The 16347-nt window shown below is 66.8% G+C and carries 14 protein-coding genes; 10 read left to right on the plus strand and 4 right to left on the minus strand.

The genetic code is table 11. The annotated features are described in order from the left end of the window. Positions 1-288 precede the first annotated feature (288 nt). From OG874_RS15155 to OG874_RS15170, 4 genes are all read left to right on the plus strand, one after another. Positions 289-1809, plus strand: a complete 1521-nt coding sequence (locus OG874_RS15155; protein WP_330255782.1) for a catalase — start codon at positions 289-291, stop codon at positions 1807-1809. 180 nt (positions 1810-1989) lie between these two features. After that, positions 1990-3612, plus strand: coding sequence for a fatty acyl-AMP ligase (locus OG874_RS15160; protein ID WP_330255783.1), 1623 nt, complete (start codon positions 1990-1992; stop codon positions 3610-3612). 28 nt (positions 3613-3640) lie between these two features. Beyond that, positions 3641-3907 carry an acyl carrier protein gene (locus OG874_RS15165; protein ID WP_330255784.1) on the plus strand — a complete coding sequence of 89 codons (267 nt, stop codon included), beginning with the start codon at positions 3641-3643 and terminating at the stop codon, positions 3905-3907. After that, positions 3904-8328 (plus strand): aminotransferase class I/II-fold pyridoxal phosphate-dependent enzyme, encoded by a 4425-nt coding sequence (locus OG874_RS15170; RefSeq protein ID WP_330255785.1) that lies wholly within the window; start codon positions 3904-3906, stop codon positions 8326-8328. The genes OG874_RS15165 and OG874_RS15170 overlap by 4 nt, the downstream gene beginning before the upstream one ends. Before the next feature lie 19 nt (positions 8329-8347). Here OG874_RS15170 and OG874_RS15175 read toward each other — a convergent pair whose 3' ends face one another. From OG874_RS15175 to OG874_RS15190, 4 genes are all read right to left on the minus strand, one after another. Next, positions 8348-8494 (minus strand): hypothetical protein, encoded by a 147-nt coding sequence (locus tag OG874_RS15175; protein ID WP_330255786.1) that lies wholly within the window; start codon positions 8492-8494, stop codon positions 8348-8350. Between the two features lie 5 nt (positions 8495-8499). Further along, the gene (locus OG874_RS15180; protein ID WP_330255787.1) at positions 8500-8706 is read right to left on the minus strand and encodes a hypothetical protein; all 207 of its coding nucleotides are present in this window, start codon (positions 8704-8706) and stop codon (positions 8500-8502) included. A 125-nt stretch (positions 8707-8831) separates the two neighbouring features. Then, positions 8832-9479: a CoA transferase subunit B gene (locus OG874_RS15185; RefSeq protein ID WP_330255788.1), complete on the minus strand. Its 648-nt coding sequence runs from the start codon at positions 9477-9479 to the stop codon at positions 8832-8834. Further along, a complete protein-coding gene (locus OG874_RS15190) occupies positions 9476-10222 on the minus strand; it encodes a CoA transferase subunit A (RefSeq protein WP_330257298.1) in 747 nt (248 codons plus the stop codon). The genes OG874_RS15185 and OG874_RS15190 overlap by 4 nt, the downstream gene beginning before the upstream one ends. A gap of 154 nt (positions 10223-10376) precedes the next feature. On the opposite strand from OG874_RS15190, the gene pcaH reads away from it, so the two are divergent. From pcaH to OG874_RS15220, 6 genes are read left to right on the plus strand one after another with little or no spacing between them, the layout of a single operon-like run. After that, complete coding sequence (gene pcaH / locus OG874_RS15195) at positions 10377-11096, plus strand: protocatechuate 3,4-dioxygenase subunit beta (protein WP_330255789.1); 720 nt, start codon at positions 10377-10379, stop codon at positions 11094-11096. Further along, the gene (gene pcaG / locus OG874_RS15200) at positions 11089-11709 is read left to right on the plus strand and encodes a protocatechuate 3,4-dioxygenase subunit alpha (RefSeq protein WP_330255790.1); all 621 of its coding nucleotides are present in this window, start codon (positions 11089-11091) and stop codon (positions 11707-11709) included. The genes pcaH and pcaG overlap by 8 nt, the downstream gene beginning before the upstream one ends. Before the next feature lie 8 nt (positions 11710-11717). Further along, positions 11718-13088 carry a lyase family protein gene (locus OG874_RS15205; protein WP_330255791.1) on the plus strand — a complete coding sequence of 457 codons (1371 nt, stop codon included), beginning with the start codon at positions 11718-11720 and terminating at the stop codon, positions 13086-13088. Beyond that, positions 13085-14287: a bifunctional 3-oxoadipate enol-lactonase/4-carboxymuconolactone decarboxylase PcaDC gene (gene pcaDC, locus OG874_RS15210; protein ID WP_330255792.1), complete on the plus strand. Its 1203-nt coding sequence runs from the start codon at positions 13085-13087 to the stop codon at positions 14285-14287. Before OG874_RS15205 ends, pcaDC begins: the two co-directional genes overlap by 4 nt. Next, a complete protein-coding gene (locus tag OG874_RS15215) occupies positions 14284-15063 on the plus strand; it encodes an IclR family transcriptional regulator (RefSeq protein ID WP_330255793.1) in 780 nt (259 codons plus the stop codon). Before pcaDC ends, OG874_RS15215 begins: the two co-directional genes overlap by 4 nt. Before the next feature lie 29 nt (positions 15064-15092). Further along, a complete protein-coding gene (locus OG874_RS15220) occupies positions 15093-16304 on the plus strand; it encodes an acetyl-CoA C-acetyltransferase (RefSeq protein WP_330255794.1) in 1212 nt (403 codons plus the stop codon). Positions 16305-16347: the final 43 nt, after the last annotated feature.

Consider the following 16347-nt stretch of genomic DNA (forward strand, 5'->3'; position numbering starts at 1 on the left):
ATTCTTCGTTTCGAACTGTCGTTCTACTCATTCGAGTTCTCCCTCACTTCACTATGAAGTTCGATTTGAGTCGAGTACCCCGATTTGCGTAATCGAAACGTGACCAAATGGCATCAACCGCCCGAATCGACGCTACTCGAGTCCCGGACCAGCGGGCGATGCCCATGTATTTCGCGCAGCCATACATGACTTGGCGGTACGTTTGACGTTCGGACAACTGGACAGTCGTTCGATGGAACCGAGACCTCAGGAAGTCGCATATTTGACTATTGGCAGACGAGGAGCGAGATGTCAGATCCAAATTTCACCACTGACGACGCCGGGATTCCGGTACCCAGCGACGAACATTCGTTGACCATCGGGCCCGATGGTCCGATCCTGCTCAATGACGCGTATCTGATCGAGAAGATGGCCGCGTTCAACCGGGAGCGGGTACCCGAACGTCAACCGCATGCGAAAGGCGGCGGGGCGTTCGGCACCTTCGAGGTCACCAACGATGTCAGCGCCTACACCAAGGCCGATCTGTTCCAACCGGGTCGGAAAACCGAAATGCTCGCACGGTTCTCCACCGTTGCCGGCGAACGCGGCAGCCCCGACACCTGGCGTGATCCGCGCGGGTTCGCCCTGAAGTTCTATACCGAACAGGGCAATTTCGATATGGTCGGGAACAACACACCCGTCTTCTTCGTCCGCGATCCGATGAAGTTCCAGGATTTCATTCGATCGCAGAAACGCCGCGCCGACAACAATCTGCGCGATCACGATATGCAGTGGGATTTCTGGACGCTGTCACCGGAATCCGCGCACCAGGTGACCTGGCTGATGGGTGATCGCGGCATCCCGCGCACCTGGCGGCATATGAACGGATACTCCAGCCACACCTATCTGTGGATGAATGCGGCGGGCGAACGGTTCTGGGTCAAATACCATTTCAAGACCGATCAGGGCATCGAGTTCTTCACCCAGGACGAGGGCGATCAGATGGCCTCGATGGATACCGATTACCACACCCGCGATCTGTGGGAGGCGATCGAGGGCGGCAACTTCCCGAGTTGGACGCTCAAGATGCAGATCATGCCGTATGAGGAGGCCAAGACCTATCGGTTCAATCCCTTCGACCTGACCAAGGTGTGGCCGCACGGCGACTATCCGCTCGTCGAGGTCGGTCGGATGACCCTCGACCGCAACCCGGCCGACTACCACACCGAAATCGAACAGGCCGCGTTCGAACCGAGCAGTTCGGTGCCCGGCACCGGGCCGAGCCCGGACAAGATGCTGTTGGGCCGCTGGTTCTCCTACCCGGATGCGCATCGGCACCGGATCGGCTCGAATTACAAAGAGCTACCGGTCAATTCGGCGCACGCGAGTGCGGTACGGTCGTATTCGAAGGACGGCGCGATGCGCCACCATAATCCGGGCGATCCGGTATATGTCCCCAATTCCAAGGGCGGCCCGCATGCCGACCCGGCCGTCGCGGGCGAACCGGCGGGCTGGTACTCCGACGGCGAGATGGTGCGACAGGCCTACACCCTGCGGCGCGACGACGACGATTGGGGCCAGGCGGGCACCATGGTGCGCGAGGTGCTCGACGACGCGGCCCGAGATCGCTTGGTGGACAATATCGTCGGCCACCTGCTCAATGGCGTCAGTACACCCGTACTCGATCGGGCCTTCGAATATTGGCGCAGCGTCGACAAGAACCTCGGCGACCGCATCGAAGCCGGAGTACAAGCCAAACAGCACGAACGCGACCCGAAGGCCGCCGAGCAGCGCAACCCCGCCCGCTCCTCGGCCCAAGACAAAGCCTGACGGTCGCACCCCAGGGGTGGAACAGCGACTACCCCTGGGGTAGCTGGGAGATCCCTGAGGTCCCTATTTCTACGGGCCCGGAGAGCCGAGAGTCATAGGTAGCACCTAGGACAGTCTCCGACCCGAAGGAACTACGTGATCCAGCCGAGTTACGTTCAACACGTCAGGCAGCAAGTTTCCGTGTATGGGGACACCAGGTCGTATACCTACCTCCGGGAAGTTGGGCGCGAACTGAGCGAGGAGACCGTCACCTATCGCGAACTCGATCGCGATGCCAGGGGTGTTGCTGCCTGGCTGGCCGGGCGTCCGGAATCGGCGCAGCCGGTGCTGTTGCTCTATCTCGATGGCATGGAGTTCCTGCGCGCCTTTCTCGGCTGCCTGTACGCGGGTGTGGTCGCGGTGCCAGCACCAGTGCCGCACGACGAGCGCAGCACCAAGCGGGTGGCGGCCGTGATCGCCGACTCCGGTGCCCAACTGGTACTCACCACCGCCAGCGTCCAGCCACTTGTCGCGTCGGCCACGGATGCGGCCGTCATCGCAACCGACGGTCCGCTCGGCGACCCGGATGCGTGGCGGATGCCCGATATCGACTCGGGGACGATCGCCTTCCTGCAGTACACCTCGGGATCCACCGGCACGCCGAAGGGCGTCGTCGTCACGCACGGCAATCTCATGCACAACGAGGCCGCCATCGTCGCGATCGGCTTCAACGATGCCGGAATCGGCGTCAGCTGGATCCCGCAATTCCACGATATGGGCTTGATCGGTTCGCTGCTCGGAACCATCTACGGCGGAGCGAACTTGGTGTTCATGTCGCCGACGACATTCCTCAAGCGCCCGGTCCGCTGGCTGCAGGCCATCGACAAGTACCGCGCGACCTTCACCGCCGCACCGAATTTCGCCTACGAACTGATCGCGCGGCGCGTCACCGACGAGCAACTGGCCGAACTCGATCTGTCCACTCTCGAAGTCGCGTTGTGCGGTGCCGAACCGGTTCGCGAACAGACCATGGCGGCGGTAGTGAAGCGGTTCACATCCGCGGGTTGGCGACCGACTGCGTTCCTACCCTGCTACGGTCTTGCCGAGGTGACGCTGCTCGCGAGCCACACCGCGGTCGACACGGTGCCCGCTGTCCTCGACGCCGGTCGCGACAGCCGACTCGTCAGCTGCGGACGCGCGGCCCGTGGTCTCGATATCCGCATCGTCGACCCGCACACGCGGCGGCAAGTGCCGGAGGGCACCATCGGCGAGATCTGGGTTCGCGGCGACAGCGTTGCCGCCGGTTACTGGAACCGGCCCCAGGAGACGCGCGAGACCTTCGATGCCCACATCGGCGCCGAAGGGCCGTTCCTGCGCACCGGCGATCTCGGTGTGCTGCACGACAGTGAACTGTTCGTCGCGGGCCGCCTCAAGGATCTACTGATCATCAACGGTCGCAACGTCTATCCCCAGGACATCGAGGAAATGGTGCGCGGGCTGCATCCGGCGCTCGACAACCCCGGTGTCGCCGTCTCTGTCGACGCCGGAGGCCGGGAACGACTCGTCCTGGTACAGGGTGTCAAGAAGGCACTACAGGGCGAGACCACGCTCGCCGAACTGACCTCGGCGATCAAGCTCGCGGTCGCCCGCGGTTTCGACGTACCCGCGCCGAATGTCGTGCTGGTAGCACCCCGATCGGTACATCACACCACCAGCGGCAAGGTCCAGCGCAGTTCGATGCGAGCGGCGTTCCTGCAGCATCGCGTCGAAGGTGTCCTGCACGAAGATCTCGAACCGGCACTGAGCCGATCACTCACCGTCTGACCGACCTGTATCGAGCCGAGGAGACCACATGTTCAGCACCGCCGCCACTCACCCGACGACGATCCAGGGTTGGCTCGTGCAGCGCGTCGCCGACTACACCGATCGCGCTCCGCACCAAGTGGATCCGACGGTGCCGCTCGCGGAGCTCGGCATGGACTCGGTATCGGCGGTGAACCTGTGCGGTGAGATCGAGGACCGGTGGTCACTCGATATCGACCCGACCCTGGTCTTCGACTACCCCACCATCGCCGATATCGCCGCCTATCTCGCCGCCGAAGTCGCCGTCGCCGCATGACCGATATCGCCATCGTCGGTCTCGACTGCCGATTCCCGCAGGCGCCCGATCCGGCCGCGCTGTGGCAGTTGCTGATCGACGGACGTGACGTGATCTCGGAGGTGCCGTCGAGTCGCTGGAACGCCGACGACTTCCACGATCCGGCCGGTGCACCCGGCACGATCAACACCCGCAGTGGCGGATTCATCGACGATGCGGACGCGTTCGATCACGACTTCTTCGGTATCACACCACGCGAGGCGGAGGCGATGGATCCGCAACAGCGATTGCTGATGCAGGCCACCTGGCGCGCCTTCGAGGATGCCACCCTCGACCCGCGCGCCCAATCCGGTTCGCGGACCGGAGTTTTCGTCGGCGTGATGGCCAACGAGTGGGCGAATCTGCAGATGAGCGATTACGCCGCGATCACTCCGCAGCACGGCTCCGGCAACGGGTATTTCATGACCGCCAACCGGCTGTCCTACCAGTTCGATCTGAAGGGCCCGAGCCTGGCGGTCGATACCGCTTGCTCGTCGTCGTTGGTCGCGGTCCACCTCGCCTGTGCCGCACTGGCTTCCGGCGAATGCGATCAGGCCGTCGCCGGTGGCGTGAACCTGGTGCTGACCCCGGCGGTCGGGGTGTTCTATACCCAAGCCGGTCTCTCCGCGCCGGATGCCCGGTGTAAACCGTTCAGCGGCAATGCCGACGGGATCGTTCGCGGCGAGGGGGTCGCCGTGCTGGTGCTGCGCCGGCTTGCCGACGCACAAGCCGCGGGTCTGCCGATCTACGCCGTGATCAAGGGCAGTGCGGTCAATTCCGATGGGCGCAGCAATGGCATCACCGCGCCGAATCGGTGGGCGCAGCAGCAGGTGATCGGCGAGGCGTATCAGCGGGCCGGGGTCCGGCCCGAGGATGTCGACTTCATCGAGGCGCACGGCACCGGGACGGTGCTCGGCGACATGATCGAGGTCAAGGCGCTCGGGCAGTTGCATGCGAAGAACCGGGGGAAGGCCTGTGGAATCGGTTCCATCAAGGGCAATCTCGGGCATACCGAGGGCGCCGCGGGCGTGGCGGGGCTCATCAAGGTCGCGCTCAGCTTGCACCACGGTGTCGTTGCGCCGTCTAGGTTTGCCGAGCAGGAGAACCCGCAGCTGCGGATGGCCCAGCACGGCCTGCGCTTACTCGCCGAACCGATGCCGCTCGAGGGGCCCGCGCACGGTGGCGTCAGCAGCTTCGGCATCGGCGGCACCAATGCGCACATCGTGTTGGCCAGTGCACCCGCGATCGAAGCTGCCGCGGTGACAGTGGCTCCCTCGGCGAGCGGGAGCAGCGTGCTCACACTGTCTTCGGACAACGCGGAAGGGCTGCGGCGCAACGCACTTCGGCTGGCGGATGTACTGGAATCGGTAGCACGGGATCAGTTCGCGCAGCTGTGCTGGACGAGCAACCGGGTCAAGTCGTCCGGCCGCAGTCGGCTCGCCATCGTCACAACCGATCGCGACGATGCGATCGCGCGGCTGCGCGACGGCGCGGAATCCAGTGTCGCGGCGCCGGTCAGTGTCGGTTGGATGTTCACCGGCCAGGGCTCGCAATTCCCTGGAATGGCAAAGGCATTGGGCGCGACGAGCCCATCGTTCCGGCGCGCGCTCGCGACGGTCGACGACACCATGACGGCCCACCTCGGTCGCTCGGTGCGCGATCTGCTGCTCGACGAGAACGCCGACATCGACCGCACCGAACTCGCGCAACCCGCGATCTTCGCGATGGAATACGCATTGGCCCAGTCGCTTGCCGACGCGGGTGTCCGGCCCACGTGGCTGATCGGGCACAGTATCGGCGAATTCGCGGCTGCCGCGGTGGCAGGGGTGTTCGGCCTCGACGACGCGTGCAGACTGGTTGTGGCGCGCGGGCGGCTGATGCAGCGGTTGCCGGAGGGCGGCGCGATGCTGGCCGTACATGCTACTACCGCAGAGGTTTCCGATCTACTCGCCGACGAACCGGAGGTGGCGCTGGCCGCCGTCAACGGACCGAGGGACCTCGTGCTCTCCGGTACCACCACGGCGATCGCACGGATCCGCGCTGCACTCGAGTCGCGTCGGATGACAGCGAAGGCACTCAACGTGTCGCACGCGTTCCACAGTCCCTTGATGGCACCGATGCTGGCGGAGTTCGAGGCCATTGCCCGCGAATGCACCTACAGTGCGCCCAATCTGCCGATCTACTCGACCGTGCGTGGACGACTGCTGTCCGCGCACGATGCGATGGATGCGGCGTATTGGACCGAACATGTCCGAGCCACTGTCCGCTTCGGCGACGCCATCGAGGCTGCTCTCGGCACCGAACCGACGCATGTCATCGAGGTCGGACCGCGCCGCGTCCTGGCTCCGCTGGTCGGCCGGATGTGGCCCGACCTGGCGGGGCGCTGCCTTGCGCTCAGCCCCGGGCCCGGTGCGACAGGCCGCGAACTGGCTGATGCCATCGCCGCGATCTACCGCGACGGTCTCGACCCCGACTGGGACCAACTCTACGAACCGGAGCAGCGTATCCGGCGTCGCCTGCCGGTGTACGAGTTCGCCACCGAGCACCGGTTCTGGGTCGAACCACCCACTCTCACAACGCCTTCCATCCCCTCAGAGGAAACCACCATGGACCAGTTGATCGCGCTCTTCCGCGAGCAGAACGCCGTGCTGGCGAGCTTCGTTGCGGCTCCGACCGAGCGGCGCCTGCCGCAGGCCGGTGCCGCGCAGGCGGTCGTCCCGCAGCCTGTTGCCGCGCCGGCCGCCCTCGCCCCGGACACGGTCGCCGGTATTGTGCACGCGGAACTGGCCAGGGTGAGCGGATTCCCGATCGACCGGCTCCGCGAAACCCAAACCCTCAGCGACGGACTCGGATTCGACTCGCTCATGCTGACCGACCTGTTCGCCGGGCTCATCCGCAAGCTCCCCGGCCTGACCATCGACCCGACCTGGTTCACTGCCGCGACGACACTCGGCGACGTCGTCACCTATGTCATGAGTCGGCTCGCGGACGCGCCCGGCGGCACCGGCGGCACGCCTGCTCCCACCGCCATGCCCGCTACCACCACTACGGTCGCTCCCAACACCGGCGCACCCGGTCCCAACACGGGCGCACTCGCTGGCGTCGGTCGCGCGACTAGTCCCGCCACCGGCATATCTGATCCCATTCCCAATGCCGCCACGCACATGTCGGCCGCCGCACCAAGGCCGACGGCTGTCGCACCCGAGTACCAGATCTCCGCGTTCGCCGAGGTCAAGGCGATCGCCGATCGACTCTCCGGTGCCGAGGCGCTCGGCCTGTCCAACCCGTACTTCCTGATCAACGACGGAGTCACCAGAGACACCTCCGTCATCGACGGCACACCGGTAGTCAACTTCTCCAGCTACAACTACCTCGGCATGTCCGGCCACCCGGCGGTCGTCGCCGCTGTCCAGGACGCCGTGGCACGCTACGGCAGCTCGGTCTCGGCCAGCCGGGTGCTCTCCGGTGAAAAGCCCGTGCACCGCGAACTGGAGGCCGAACTCGCCGCACTGCTCGGCACCGAGGATGCGATCGCGCTCGTCGGCGGACACTCCACGAACGTCACGATCATCGGCCACATCGTCGGACCGCAAGACCTCGTGATCCACGACAGCCTGGCGCACGACAGCATTCTGCAGGGCTGCAAGCTGTCGGGCGCGACCCGACGGCCGTTCCCACACAACGACCATGCCGCGCTCGACGGGCTGCTCACCGAAATCCGGCATCAGTACCGCCGGGTCCTCATCCTGATCGAGGGCGTGTACAGCCAGGATGGCGACATCCCCGATCTGCCCGCGATCATCGAGATCAAGAAGAAGCACCGGGCACTGCTGATGATCGACGAGGCGCACAGCATCGGCGTGCTCGGCGCGACCGGCGGCGGGATCGGCGAGTACTTCGGCGTCGACCGGTGCGATGTCGAATTATGGTCCGGCACAATGTCGAAGGCGCTCGCCGGTTGCGGCGGCTATGTGGCGGGCAGCGCGGAACTGATCCGCTTCCTCAAGTACACGACGCCCGGATTCGTCTACAGCGTCGGCATGACACCGATGAACGCGGCCGCCTCACTGGCCGCAATGCGACAACTGCGAGCCGACCGCGAGCCGCTCGAACGCCTGCGGCACAACTCGCAACTGTTCCTGCGGCTGGCCCGCGACGCCGGAATAGACACCGGCGACAGCAATGACACCCCGGTCATCCCGTGCATCATCGGCGACTCGCTGAAGACGCTGAAACTGTCCAACGCGCTGCTGCGCCGCGGCATCAACGTCAACCCGATCATCTACCCTGCGGTCCCGGAAGATCTTGCGCGCCTTCGATTCTTCGTCACCGCCTGCCACACCGAGGACCAGATCCACGAAACCGTCAAGACCCTCACCGAGGAACTCGCCCTGGTCGCGTAGCACCGACGCCGCCACAGGATCAGGTTGGTGGATCCGCGGATGCGCCACGCGCCCAAGAGATTCCATCGAGGTCATCGCCGTACGCGGCGACCTTCCATCGGCCGCCGTCTTCGACCGCCAGTCCGGTCTGGTCGGCCAACACCGGATTGACGCCGATCAGCAGCAATTCTCCTAGGGAGTGAAATCGGAGAGCAGCAGGGTGTAGGTCAACGAGCGCCACGAGCCCGCTACCAATCGGCCGTCTGGTGTCGGCCCGGTCTGCTCGGCGAACGTTGTGATGAGCGCATCCTTCACACCGAATACGCAATCCGAATCGATGTACGCACCACCTTGCACGAAAAGGCGCCCCCGGGACAATGCCGTCGAGATACGTTTCATGGCGTCGGGCACCGGTCCGACCTGGTGGTCTTCACACCGGCCTCGGTCTCCCATTCCGCGATGAGTGGTCCCCGATGGTCCGGGCCTCCCCGATGCCTGATCGCCCGCTGTCGGGCCGGGCACCGTCAGACCAGGATGCCGGAGTCGATGGCAAGGTCGGCGGCGGTAGCCGTGCGTACCTCATCGACGGTGATGCCCGGTGCCGTTTCCACCAGCAGCAGACCGTGTTCGGTGATATCGAGCACCGCCATATCGGTGATGATCCGGTGTACGCATCCCAGGCCGGTCAGTGGCAGCGTGCACTGTTCGAGGATTTTGGGTTCGCCCTTGCGGGAGAGGTGTTCCATCATCACGATCACGCGGCGGGCGCCGTGCACCAGATCCATGGCGCCGCCCATGCCCTTGACCATGGTGCCGGGGATCATCCAGTTGGCCAGGTCGCCACGGGCGCTGACCTGCATGGCGCCGAGTACGGCGACGTCGACTTGGCCGCCGCGGATCATGCCGAAAGACTGCGCGGAGTCGAAGTAGGACGCGCCGGGCAGCACGGTGATGGTTTCCTTGCCCGCGTTGATCAGTTCGGGGTCGAGTTCGTCCTCGGTCGGGTACGGGCCGACGCCGAGGACGCCGTTCTCCGAGTGCAATACCACGGTGATGTCGTCGGGCAGGTAGTTCGGCACCAGCGTCGGCATGCCGATGCCGAGGTTGACGTATTGACCGTCCACGAGCTCCGCGGCGACGCGGGCCGCCATCTGTTCGCGAGTCAGCTTCATGAGCGCACTGTCCTGTTCTCGATTCCGACCGCGACCTTGCCGACATGCACCACGCGCTGCACGTGGATACCGGGGGTGTGGATCTCGTCCGGGTCGAGTTCGCCCGGCTCCACGAGATGTTCGACCTGGGCGATGGTGATACGGCCCGCGGTGGCGGCGGGTGGATTGAAGTTGCGGGCGCTTGCTCGGTATACGAGGTTGCCGTGTCGGTCGCCCTTCCAGGCGTGTACCAGGGCATAGTCGGTGACGATGCCGCGTTCCAGCACATAGGTGACGCCGTCGAAGACCCGGGTCTCTTTCGGCGGACTGGCGACCGCGACGCCGCCGAGTCCGTCGTAGCGCAATGGGAGTCCGCCGTCGGCGACCTGGGTGCCGACACCGGCCGGGGTGAAGAAGGCCGGGATGCCCGCGCCACCGGCCCGCATGCGCTCGGCGAGGGTGCCCTGCGGGGTCAGTTCCACCTCGAGCTCTCCGGCCAGATACTGGCGCGCGAACTCCTCATTGGCGCCGACGTAGGAGCTGACGGTGCGCCGGATCCGGTGCGCGGCCAGGAGTACACCGAGCCCGAAACCCTGTGTGCCGCAATTGTTGCTGACCACTTCCAGGTTGCCGGCGCCCTGCGCGAGCAGCGCGTTGATGAGCGCTTCGGGAACTCCGACGAGGCCGAAGCCGCCCACGGCCAGCGCGGCGCCGTCCGGGATATCGGCGACCGCGTCGGCGGCCGTGGCAATGACTTTGTCCATCACGAGCACCACCATAACCGAGGCTGTGCGTATTGTGAACAGCTATCCGCATCGCGAACATTTGGACTCCGGAACGTTGCTCGGATCACACGCCGCGCTCTATGCTGTTCGCATACCGCAAAGATGTCCACATTCCGAACGCGAGGTCCCGAGCATGCTCTCACTACCACCGCGGTACCGCGGGATCGAGAAGGGCGAGGAGGCGCCACTCGACTTTCCCGATTACCGGACGACCGCACTGCGCCACCCGAAGCAGCCGCTGACCCTGCTACCGCAGCGGCTCGGCGAGCTGACCGGTCCGGTGCTCGGCGAGGAGCGGGTCACCGCCTCGGATGCCGATCTCACGCTCGTCAATCGGGGCGAGGCGAGCGGGCAGCGGATCGTCGTGCACGGTCGCGTGCTCGACAGCGACCGAAAGCCAGTACCGCACACTTTGCTCGAGATCTGGCAGGCCAATGCCGCCGGACGGTACCGACATCAGGGCGATCAGTGGCCCGCACCGCTGGATCCGCACTTCGACGGGGTCGGGCGCGCGATCACCGACGCCGACGGCCACTACTCGTTCACCACGATCAAGCCAGGCGCCTACCCGTGGGGCAACCATTACAACGCGTGGCGACCCGCCCACATCCACTTCTCGCTGTTCGGCCGGGCATTCACCCAGCGCCTGGTCACGCAGATGTATTTCCCGGACGATCCGCTGTTCTTCCAGGACCCGATCTACAACTCGGTGCCCGACGGCGCGCGCCAGCGGATGATCAGTGTGTTCGACTACGCGGCCACCACCGATAACTGGGCGTTGGGCTTCCGCTTCGACATCGTGCTGCGCGGCCGCGACGCGACCCCGTTCGAGGAGGACGACCACGATGAGTGACAACCGCTTCGCACCCCGCTACCCCGTAGTACCCGGCGACTTCACCACCGTCGATTTCGGGCCGACCCCATCCCAGACCGTTGGCCCCTATCTGCACATCGGGCTGCCATGGCCGGACGGACCCGAGGTGGTCACGCCGGGCGCCGATGGCGCGATCACGATCTCGATCACGGCGCTCGACGGCCGCCGCGAGCCGATGGCCGACGCGCTCGTCGAGATCTGGCAGGCCGATGCCGATGGCGTCTTCGCGCATCCGGATGATCCACGGCCGCAAACGAATCCGGCTTTCCGCGGGTTCGGGCGCTGCCCCGCCGACGCGACCGGCACCGCCCGGTTCAGCACCGTCAAACCGGGCACCAACCCGACCGGCGACGGCGGGACCGAGGCGCCGCACCTGAACGTATCGCTCTTCGCGCGCGGCATGCTGAACCGGCTCGTCACCCGACTGTATTTCCCGGACGAGGCCAACGCCGCCGACCCGGTGCTCGAATCGCTGCCGGAATCTCAACGGCCGAAGCTGATCGCCACCGCGACCGCGGAGGGCTACCACCTCGACATCATCGTGCAGGATCCGAATCCGGACGGCGACGAGACGCCGTTCTTCCACTTCTAGGAGCCCGCGTGTCACGAGGAGAGCTGTTCGATCCCCTGTTCGGCGCGACCGCGGTCGGCGCCGCGCTGTCCGACCGCGCCTGGATCACGGCGCTGTTGGATGTGGAGGCGGCGCTGGCCAGGGCCGAGGCCGAACTCGGCGTCATCGAGCCCGGCCACGCGGACGTCATCGACGTGACCGCGAAACAGCTCGCCGACCGCATCGACCCGGCCGAATTGGGGCAGGCGGCGGTGGCGGGTGGCAACCCGGTGATCCCCCTGGTCGGACAATTACGTGCGGCCTGTGCTGCGGCGGGGGTGCCCGCGGCCGCCGTGCACAAGGGCGCCACCAGCCAGGACATCTCCGATACCGCGCTGATGCTGCTGGCCCGGCGCGCCGGTGTCCTCGTGATCACCGATCTGCGGGCCGCCGCCGACGCCGCGGCGGCACTGGCCCGCACACACCGCGACACCCCGATGGCCGCCCGCACCCTCGGGCAGCAGGCCCTGCCGACCACCTTCGGCGCACTGGCCGCGACCTGGTGCGCCGGCCTGGACCGTGCTGCGGGCGGACTCACCGCCGTGCTGGCCGAACTGCCGGTCCAATTCGGCGGCGCCGCAGGCACGCTCGCCGCGCTGCACCCCAACGGACTGGCCGTCGCCACCGAATTGGCCGCCGCCCTCGGACTGGCCGACCAGGGCATCCCATGGCATGCCGAGCGGACGCGGATCGGCGAACTCGCCGCCGTGCTGGGCGTCGCCGCCGGTGCGATCGCCAAGACCGCCACCGATATCATCGCGCTGGCCGCGACCGAGATCGGCGAGGTCGCCGAGGACGCCCCCGGCGGCTCCTCGGCAATGCCGCACAAGCGCAACGCGATCGCCGCGATCACCGCCCGCGCGGCGGCCCGCCGGGTCCCCGGACTGGTCGCCGACGCGCTCGGATCGATGGATCACGAATTGCAACGCGCGGCCGGAGCTTGGCATGCCGAGTGGGAGACGATCACCGATCTGCTGCGACTCACCGGCGGCGCCGCGCATCGCTCGGCGCAGAGTTTGACCGGCCTGCACGTGTATCCAGCGGCGATGGCCCGCAATCTCGCGGTCACCAAGGGACTGCTGCTCGCCGAACGGGTCACCGGAGCCCTCTCGGCGCATACCGACGACGCGCGGGAAATCGTCACCGCAGCCGCCATCAAGGAAAATCCGGAACTGGCCACCGATCCCGCCATCACCGCATACCTCGGACCGGACCGATTGCACGAATTGCTCGACCCCGCTGACTATCTCGGTCACGCTCGCGAAATCGTCGACCGAGTGCTGACCGAGCGCGGCGGTGTGGTGGGACTCGAATCCCCCACGGCGCCAGCAAATCCAGGACCGATGGAGCCCTCGTTATGACCGTTGAACTCGCCTACGACCGCATAGGACCGGACGGCGACGCCCCGGCCGTGGTGCTACTCGGGTCTCTCGGATCCACGCGGGCCATGTGGGATCCGCAGGTCGCCGCGCTGTCCGCAGCACATGAGGTGATCGCCGTCGACCTGCGCGGCCACGGCGAATCCCCCACGCCCGCAGGGCCGTACAAGATCGATGAACTGGCCGGCGATGTCCTCGCGCTGCTCGACCGGCTCGGCCGCGGCACGGTGCACCTGGTCGGGCTGTCGCTCGGCGGCGCGGTCGCGCAGTGGCTCGCCGCGCACGCGCCGACCCGGGTGCGGTCGCTGACACTGCTGTGCACGGCCGCGAAATTCGGTGCGGCGCAAGGATGGCTCGACCGCGCGGCGACGGTCCGGGCGGACGGCACTGCCGCGATCGCAGATGCGGTGGTGGCCCGCTGGTTCACCGATGGGCTCGCCGAACGGGATCCGGCGCTGATCGAGCGCAGCCGGACCATGATCGAGAACACCGACGACGAGGGCTACGCCGCCTGCTGCTCGGCAATCGCGAGCTGGGACGGCCGCGCCGATCTGGCCCGGATCACCGCACCCACCCTGGTGATCGCGGGCGCGCAGGATCCGGCCACCACTCCCGCGGATCTGCGCCTGGTCGCCGAGGGCATCGCGAATTCCACACTGCACGTGCTGGATCCGGCCGCCCACCTGGCCAGCATCGAGCAGGCCGGGCCGGTCTCGGCACTGATCGCCGCGCATATCGCCGGGCCGGTACCGCGCGCCGAGACGAGCACCGCGACCGCATTCGACGCGGGGATGCGGGTGCGTCGGGCGGTGCTCGGGGACGCGCACGTGGATCGCGCGGTCGCCGCCACCACCGAATTCACCGCGCCATTCCAGGACTTCATCACCCGAACGGCTTGGGGCGATGTGTGGCAGCGCCCCGGACTCGACCACCACACCCGGCGGCTGCTGACCCTGGCCATCCTCACCGCGGTCGGCAATACCCACGAGCTGGATATGCATATCCGCGCGGCACTGCGCGCCGGTGTGGACCCCGCCGAACTCGCCGAGGTGTTCCTGCACACCGCGATCTATGCGGGTGTGCCGAACAGTAACCTCGCCTTCGGACTCGGCAAAGCGGCGCTCGCGGAGGGCGTCGGGCCAGTCGAGGCCGACACCGAGGAGGAACCGCACCAACCATGACCGAACCATCGCCGGATTATGTGCAATCGCTCGGCCGCGGGCTGGCCGTCATCCGATCGTTCGACGCCGAACACCCGCGTCGCACCCTCAGCGACGTCGCCAAGGCCACCGACCTGACCCGAGCCACCGCCCGGCGCTTCCTGCTCACCCTGGTCGAACTCGGCTATGTCCGCTCCGACGGCGCACTGTTCTGGTTGACCCCACGCGTGCTGGAACTCGGCTACAGCTACCTGTCCAGCATCACACTGCCGGATGTGGCCGGGCCGCACCTGGAATCGCTGGCCAAGCAGGTACACGAGTCGACCTCGGTGTCCATCCTCGACGGTGCGGACGTGGTGTACATCGCGCGGGTTCCGGTCAGCCGGATCATGACGGTATCGATCAATATCGGCACCCGCTTCCCGGCGTACGCCACCTCGATGGGCCGGGTGCTAGTGGCCGGGCTGTCCGATACCGAACTCGACGACTACCTCGCAACCATCACGCTGGCCCCGCTCACCGGGCGGACCATCATCACCGTGGACGGACTGCGCAAGGAACTGGCCAAGGTGCGCGCCGACGGCTACTGCGTCGTCGACCAAGAACTCGAGGAGGGGCTGCGATCACTGGCCGCGCCCATCCGCGACCATACCGGCACCGTGACCGCCGCGGTCAACATCTCCACCCAGGCCGCCCGCTACTCGGCCGCCGCCGTGCGCAAGGATCTGCTGCCCCCGCTGCTCGCGACCGCCGAGGCCATCCACCTCGATCTCACCCGCGTGCAGACGCAAACCTGAATCACCTACCACCGCAAAGGAACTCCCTCATGCCAGACGCAGTCATCTGCGAGCCGCTGCGCACCCCGGTCGGCCGCTTCGGCGGCGTTTTCAAAGACATTCCGCCGGCGACCCTCGCCGCAACGGTGATCTCGGAACTGTTGTCCCGCACCGGAATCAACGGCGACCAGGTCGACGATGTCATCCTCGGCCAGGCCACCCCCAACGGGGAGGCCCCCGCCATCGGCCGCATCGCCGCACTCGACGCCGGACTGGGCGTCGACGTGCCCGGCCTGCAGGTGGATCGACGCTGCGGATCCGGACTCCAGGCCGTCCTCCAGGCCTGCATGCAGGTCAGCACCGGCGGCAGCGACCTGGTGCTCGCGGGCGGCGTCGAATCGATGAGCCGGGCCGAGTTCTACGCCACCGGCATGCGCTGGGGCATCAAGGGCGACGGCGTGGCACTCGACGACCGACTGGCCCGGGCTCGAATCACCGCGGGCGGCAAGAACTTTCCGGTCCCCGGCGGCATGATCGAGACCGCCGAGAACCTACGCGCCGAATTCGCCATCAGCCGCGCGGATCAGGACGCACTCGCGGTGCAGTCACACCTGCGCGCGGTCGCCGCACAGATTTCCGGCCGGTTCGCCGAGGAGATCGTGGGAGTCGCTGTACCACAACGCAAATCGGATCCCATCGTGATCGACACCGACGAGCACCCGCGGGCCGACACCACCATCGAGGCCCTGTCGAAGCTGCGCCCGATCCGCGCTAGCATCGACCCCGAATCTACTGTCACTGCGGGCAATGCCAGCGGCCAGAACGACGGCGCCGCCGTCTGCATCGTCACCACTGCGGACAACGCCCGCGCATTCGGTCTGCGTCCGCTGGCCCGGCTGGCCTCCTGGGCGGTTGCCGGAGTTCCCCCGCGCACCATGGGCATCGGCCCGGTACCCGCGACCGAAAAGGCCCTCGCCCGACTGAATCTCACCCTCGACGATATGCACGTCATCGAACTGAACGAGGCCTTCGCCGCACAGACGCTGGCCGTCCTGCGCACCTGGAAAATCGAACCCGACGACAGTCGGTTGAACCCCAACGGTTCCGGTATCTCCCTCGGCCACCCGGTCGGCGCCACCGGCGCCCGCATCCTGGCCACCCTGCTGCGCGAACTGGACCGCCGCGAAGGCCGCTACGGACTGGAAACGATGTGCATCGGCGGCGGACAGGGCCTCGCCGCGGTCTTCGAACGACTGGCATAGCTCAGATCGCGAATCCGGAGCAGGTCGAGGTCGCCCGGCCGCG

The sequence above is a fragment of the Nocardia sp. NBC_00565 genome, from assembly GCF_036345915.1.
In the GTDB taxonomy this organism is placed as follows: domain Bacteria; phylum Actinomycetota; class Actinomycetes; order Mycobacteriales; family Mycobacteriaceae; genus Nocardia.

Bases quoted from the DNA above. Each gene is read 5' to 3' on its own strand.
- OG874_RS15155 (WP_330255782.1), top strand. From the start codon at position 289: ATGTCAGATCCAAATTTCACCACTGACGACGCCGGGATTCCGGTACCC.
- OG874_RS15165 (WP_330255784.1), top strand. From the start codon at position 3,641: ATGTTCAGCACCGCCGCCACTCACCCGACGACGATCCAGGGTTGGCTC.
- OG874_RS15170 (WP_330255785.1), top strand. From the start codon at position 3,904: ATGACCGATATCGCCATCGTCGGTCTCGACTGCCGATTCCCGCAGGCG.
- OG874_RS15180 (WP_330255787.1), bottom strand. From the start codon at position 8,706: ATGAAACGTATCTCGACGGCATTGTCCCGGGGGCGCCTTTTCGTGCAA.
- OG874_RS15185 (WP_330255788.1), bottom strand. From the start codon at position 9,479: ATGAAGCTGACTCGCGAACAGATGGCGGCCCGCGTCGCCGCGGAGCTC.
- OG874_RS15190 (WP_330257298.1), bottom strand. From the start codon at position 10,222: ATGGACAAAGTCATTGCCACGGCCGCCGACGCGGTCGCCGATATCCCG.
- pcaH (WP_330255789.1), top strand. From the start codon at position 10,377: ATGCTCTCACTACCACCGCGGTACCGCGGGATCGAGAAGGGCGAGGAG.
- pcaG (WP_330255790.1), top strand. From the start codon at position 11,089: ATGAGTGACAACCGCTTCGCACCCCGCTACCCCGTAGTACCCGGCGAC.
- pcaDC (WP_330255792.1), top strand. From the start codon at position 13,085: ATGACCGTTGAACTCGCCTACGACCGCATAGGACCGGACGGCGACGCC.
- OG874_RS15215 (WP_330255793.1), top strand. From the start codon at position 14,284: ATGACCGAACCATCGCCGGATTATGTGCAATCGCTCGGCCGCGGGCTG.
- OG874_RS15220 (WP_330255794.1), top strand. From the start codon at position 15,093: ATGCCAGACGCAGTCATCTGCGAGCCGCTGCGCACCCCGGTCGGCCGC.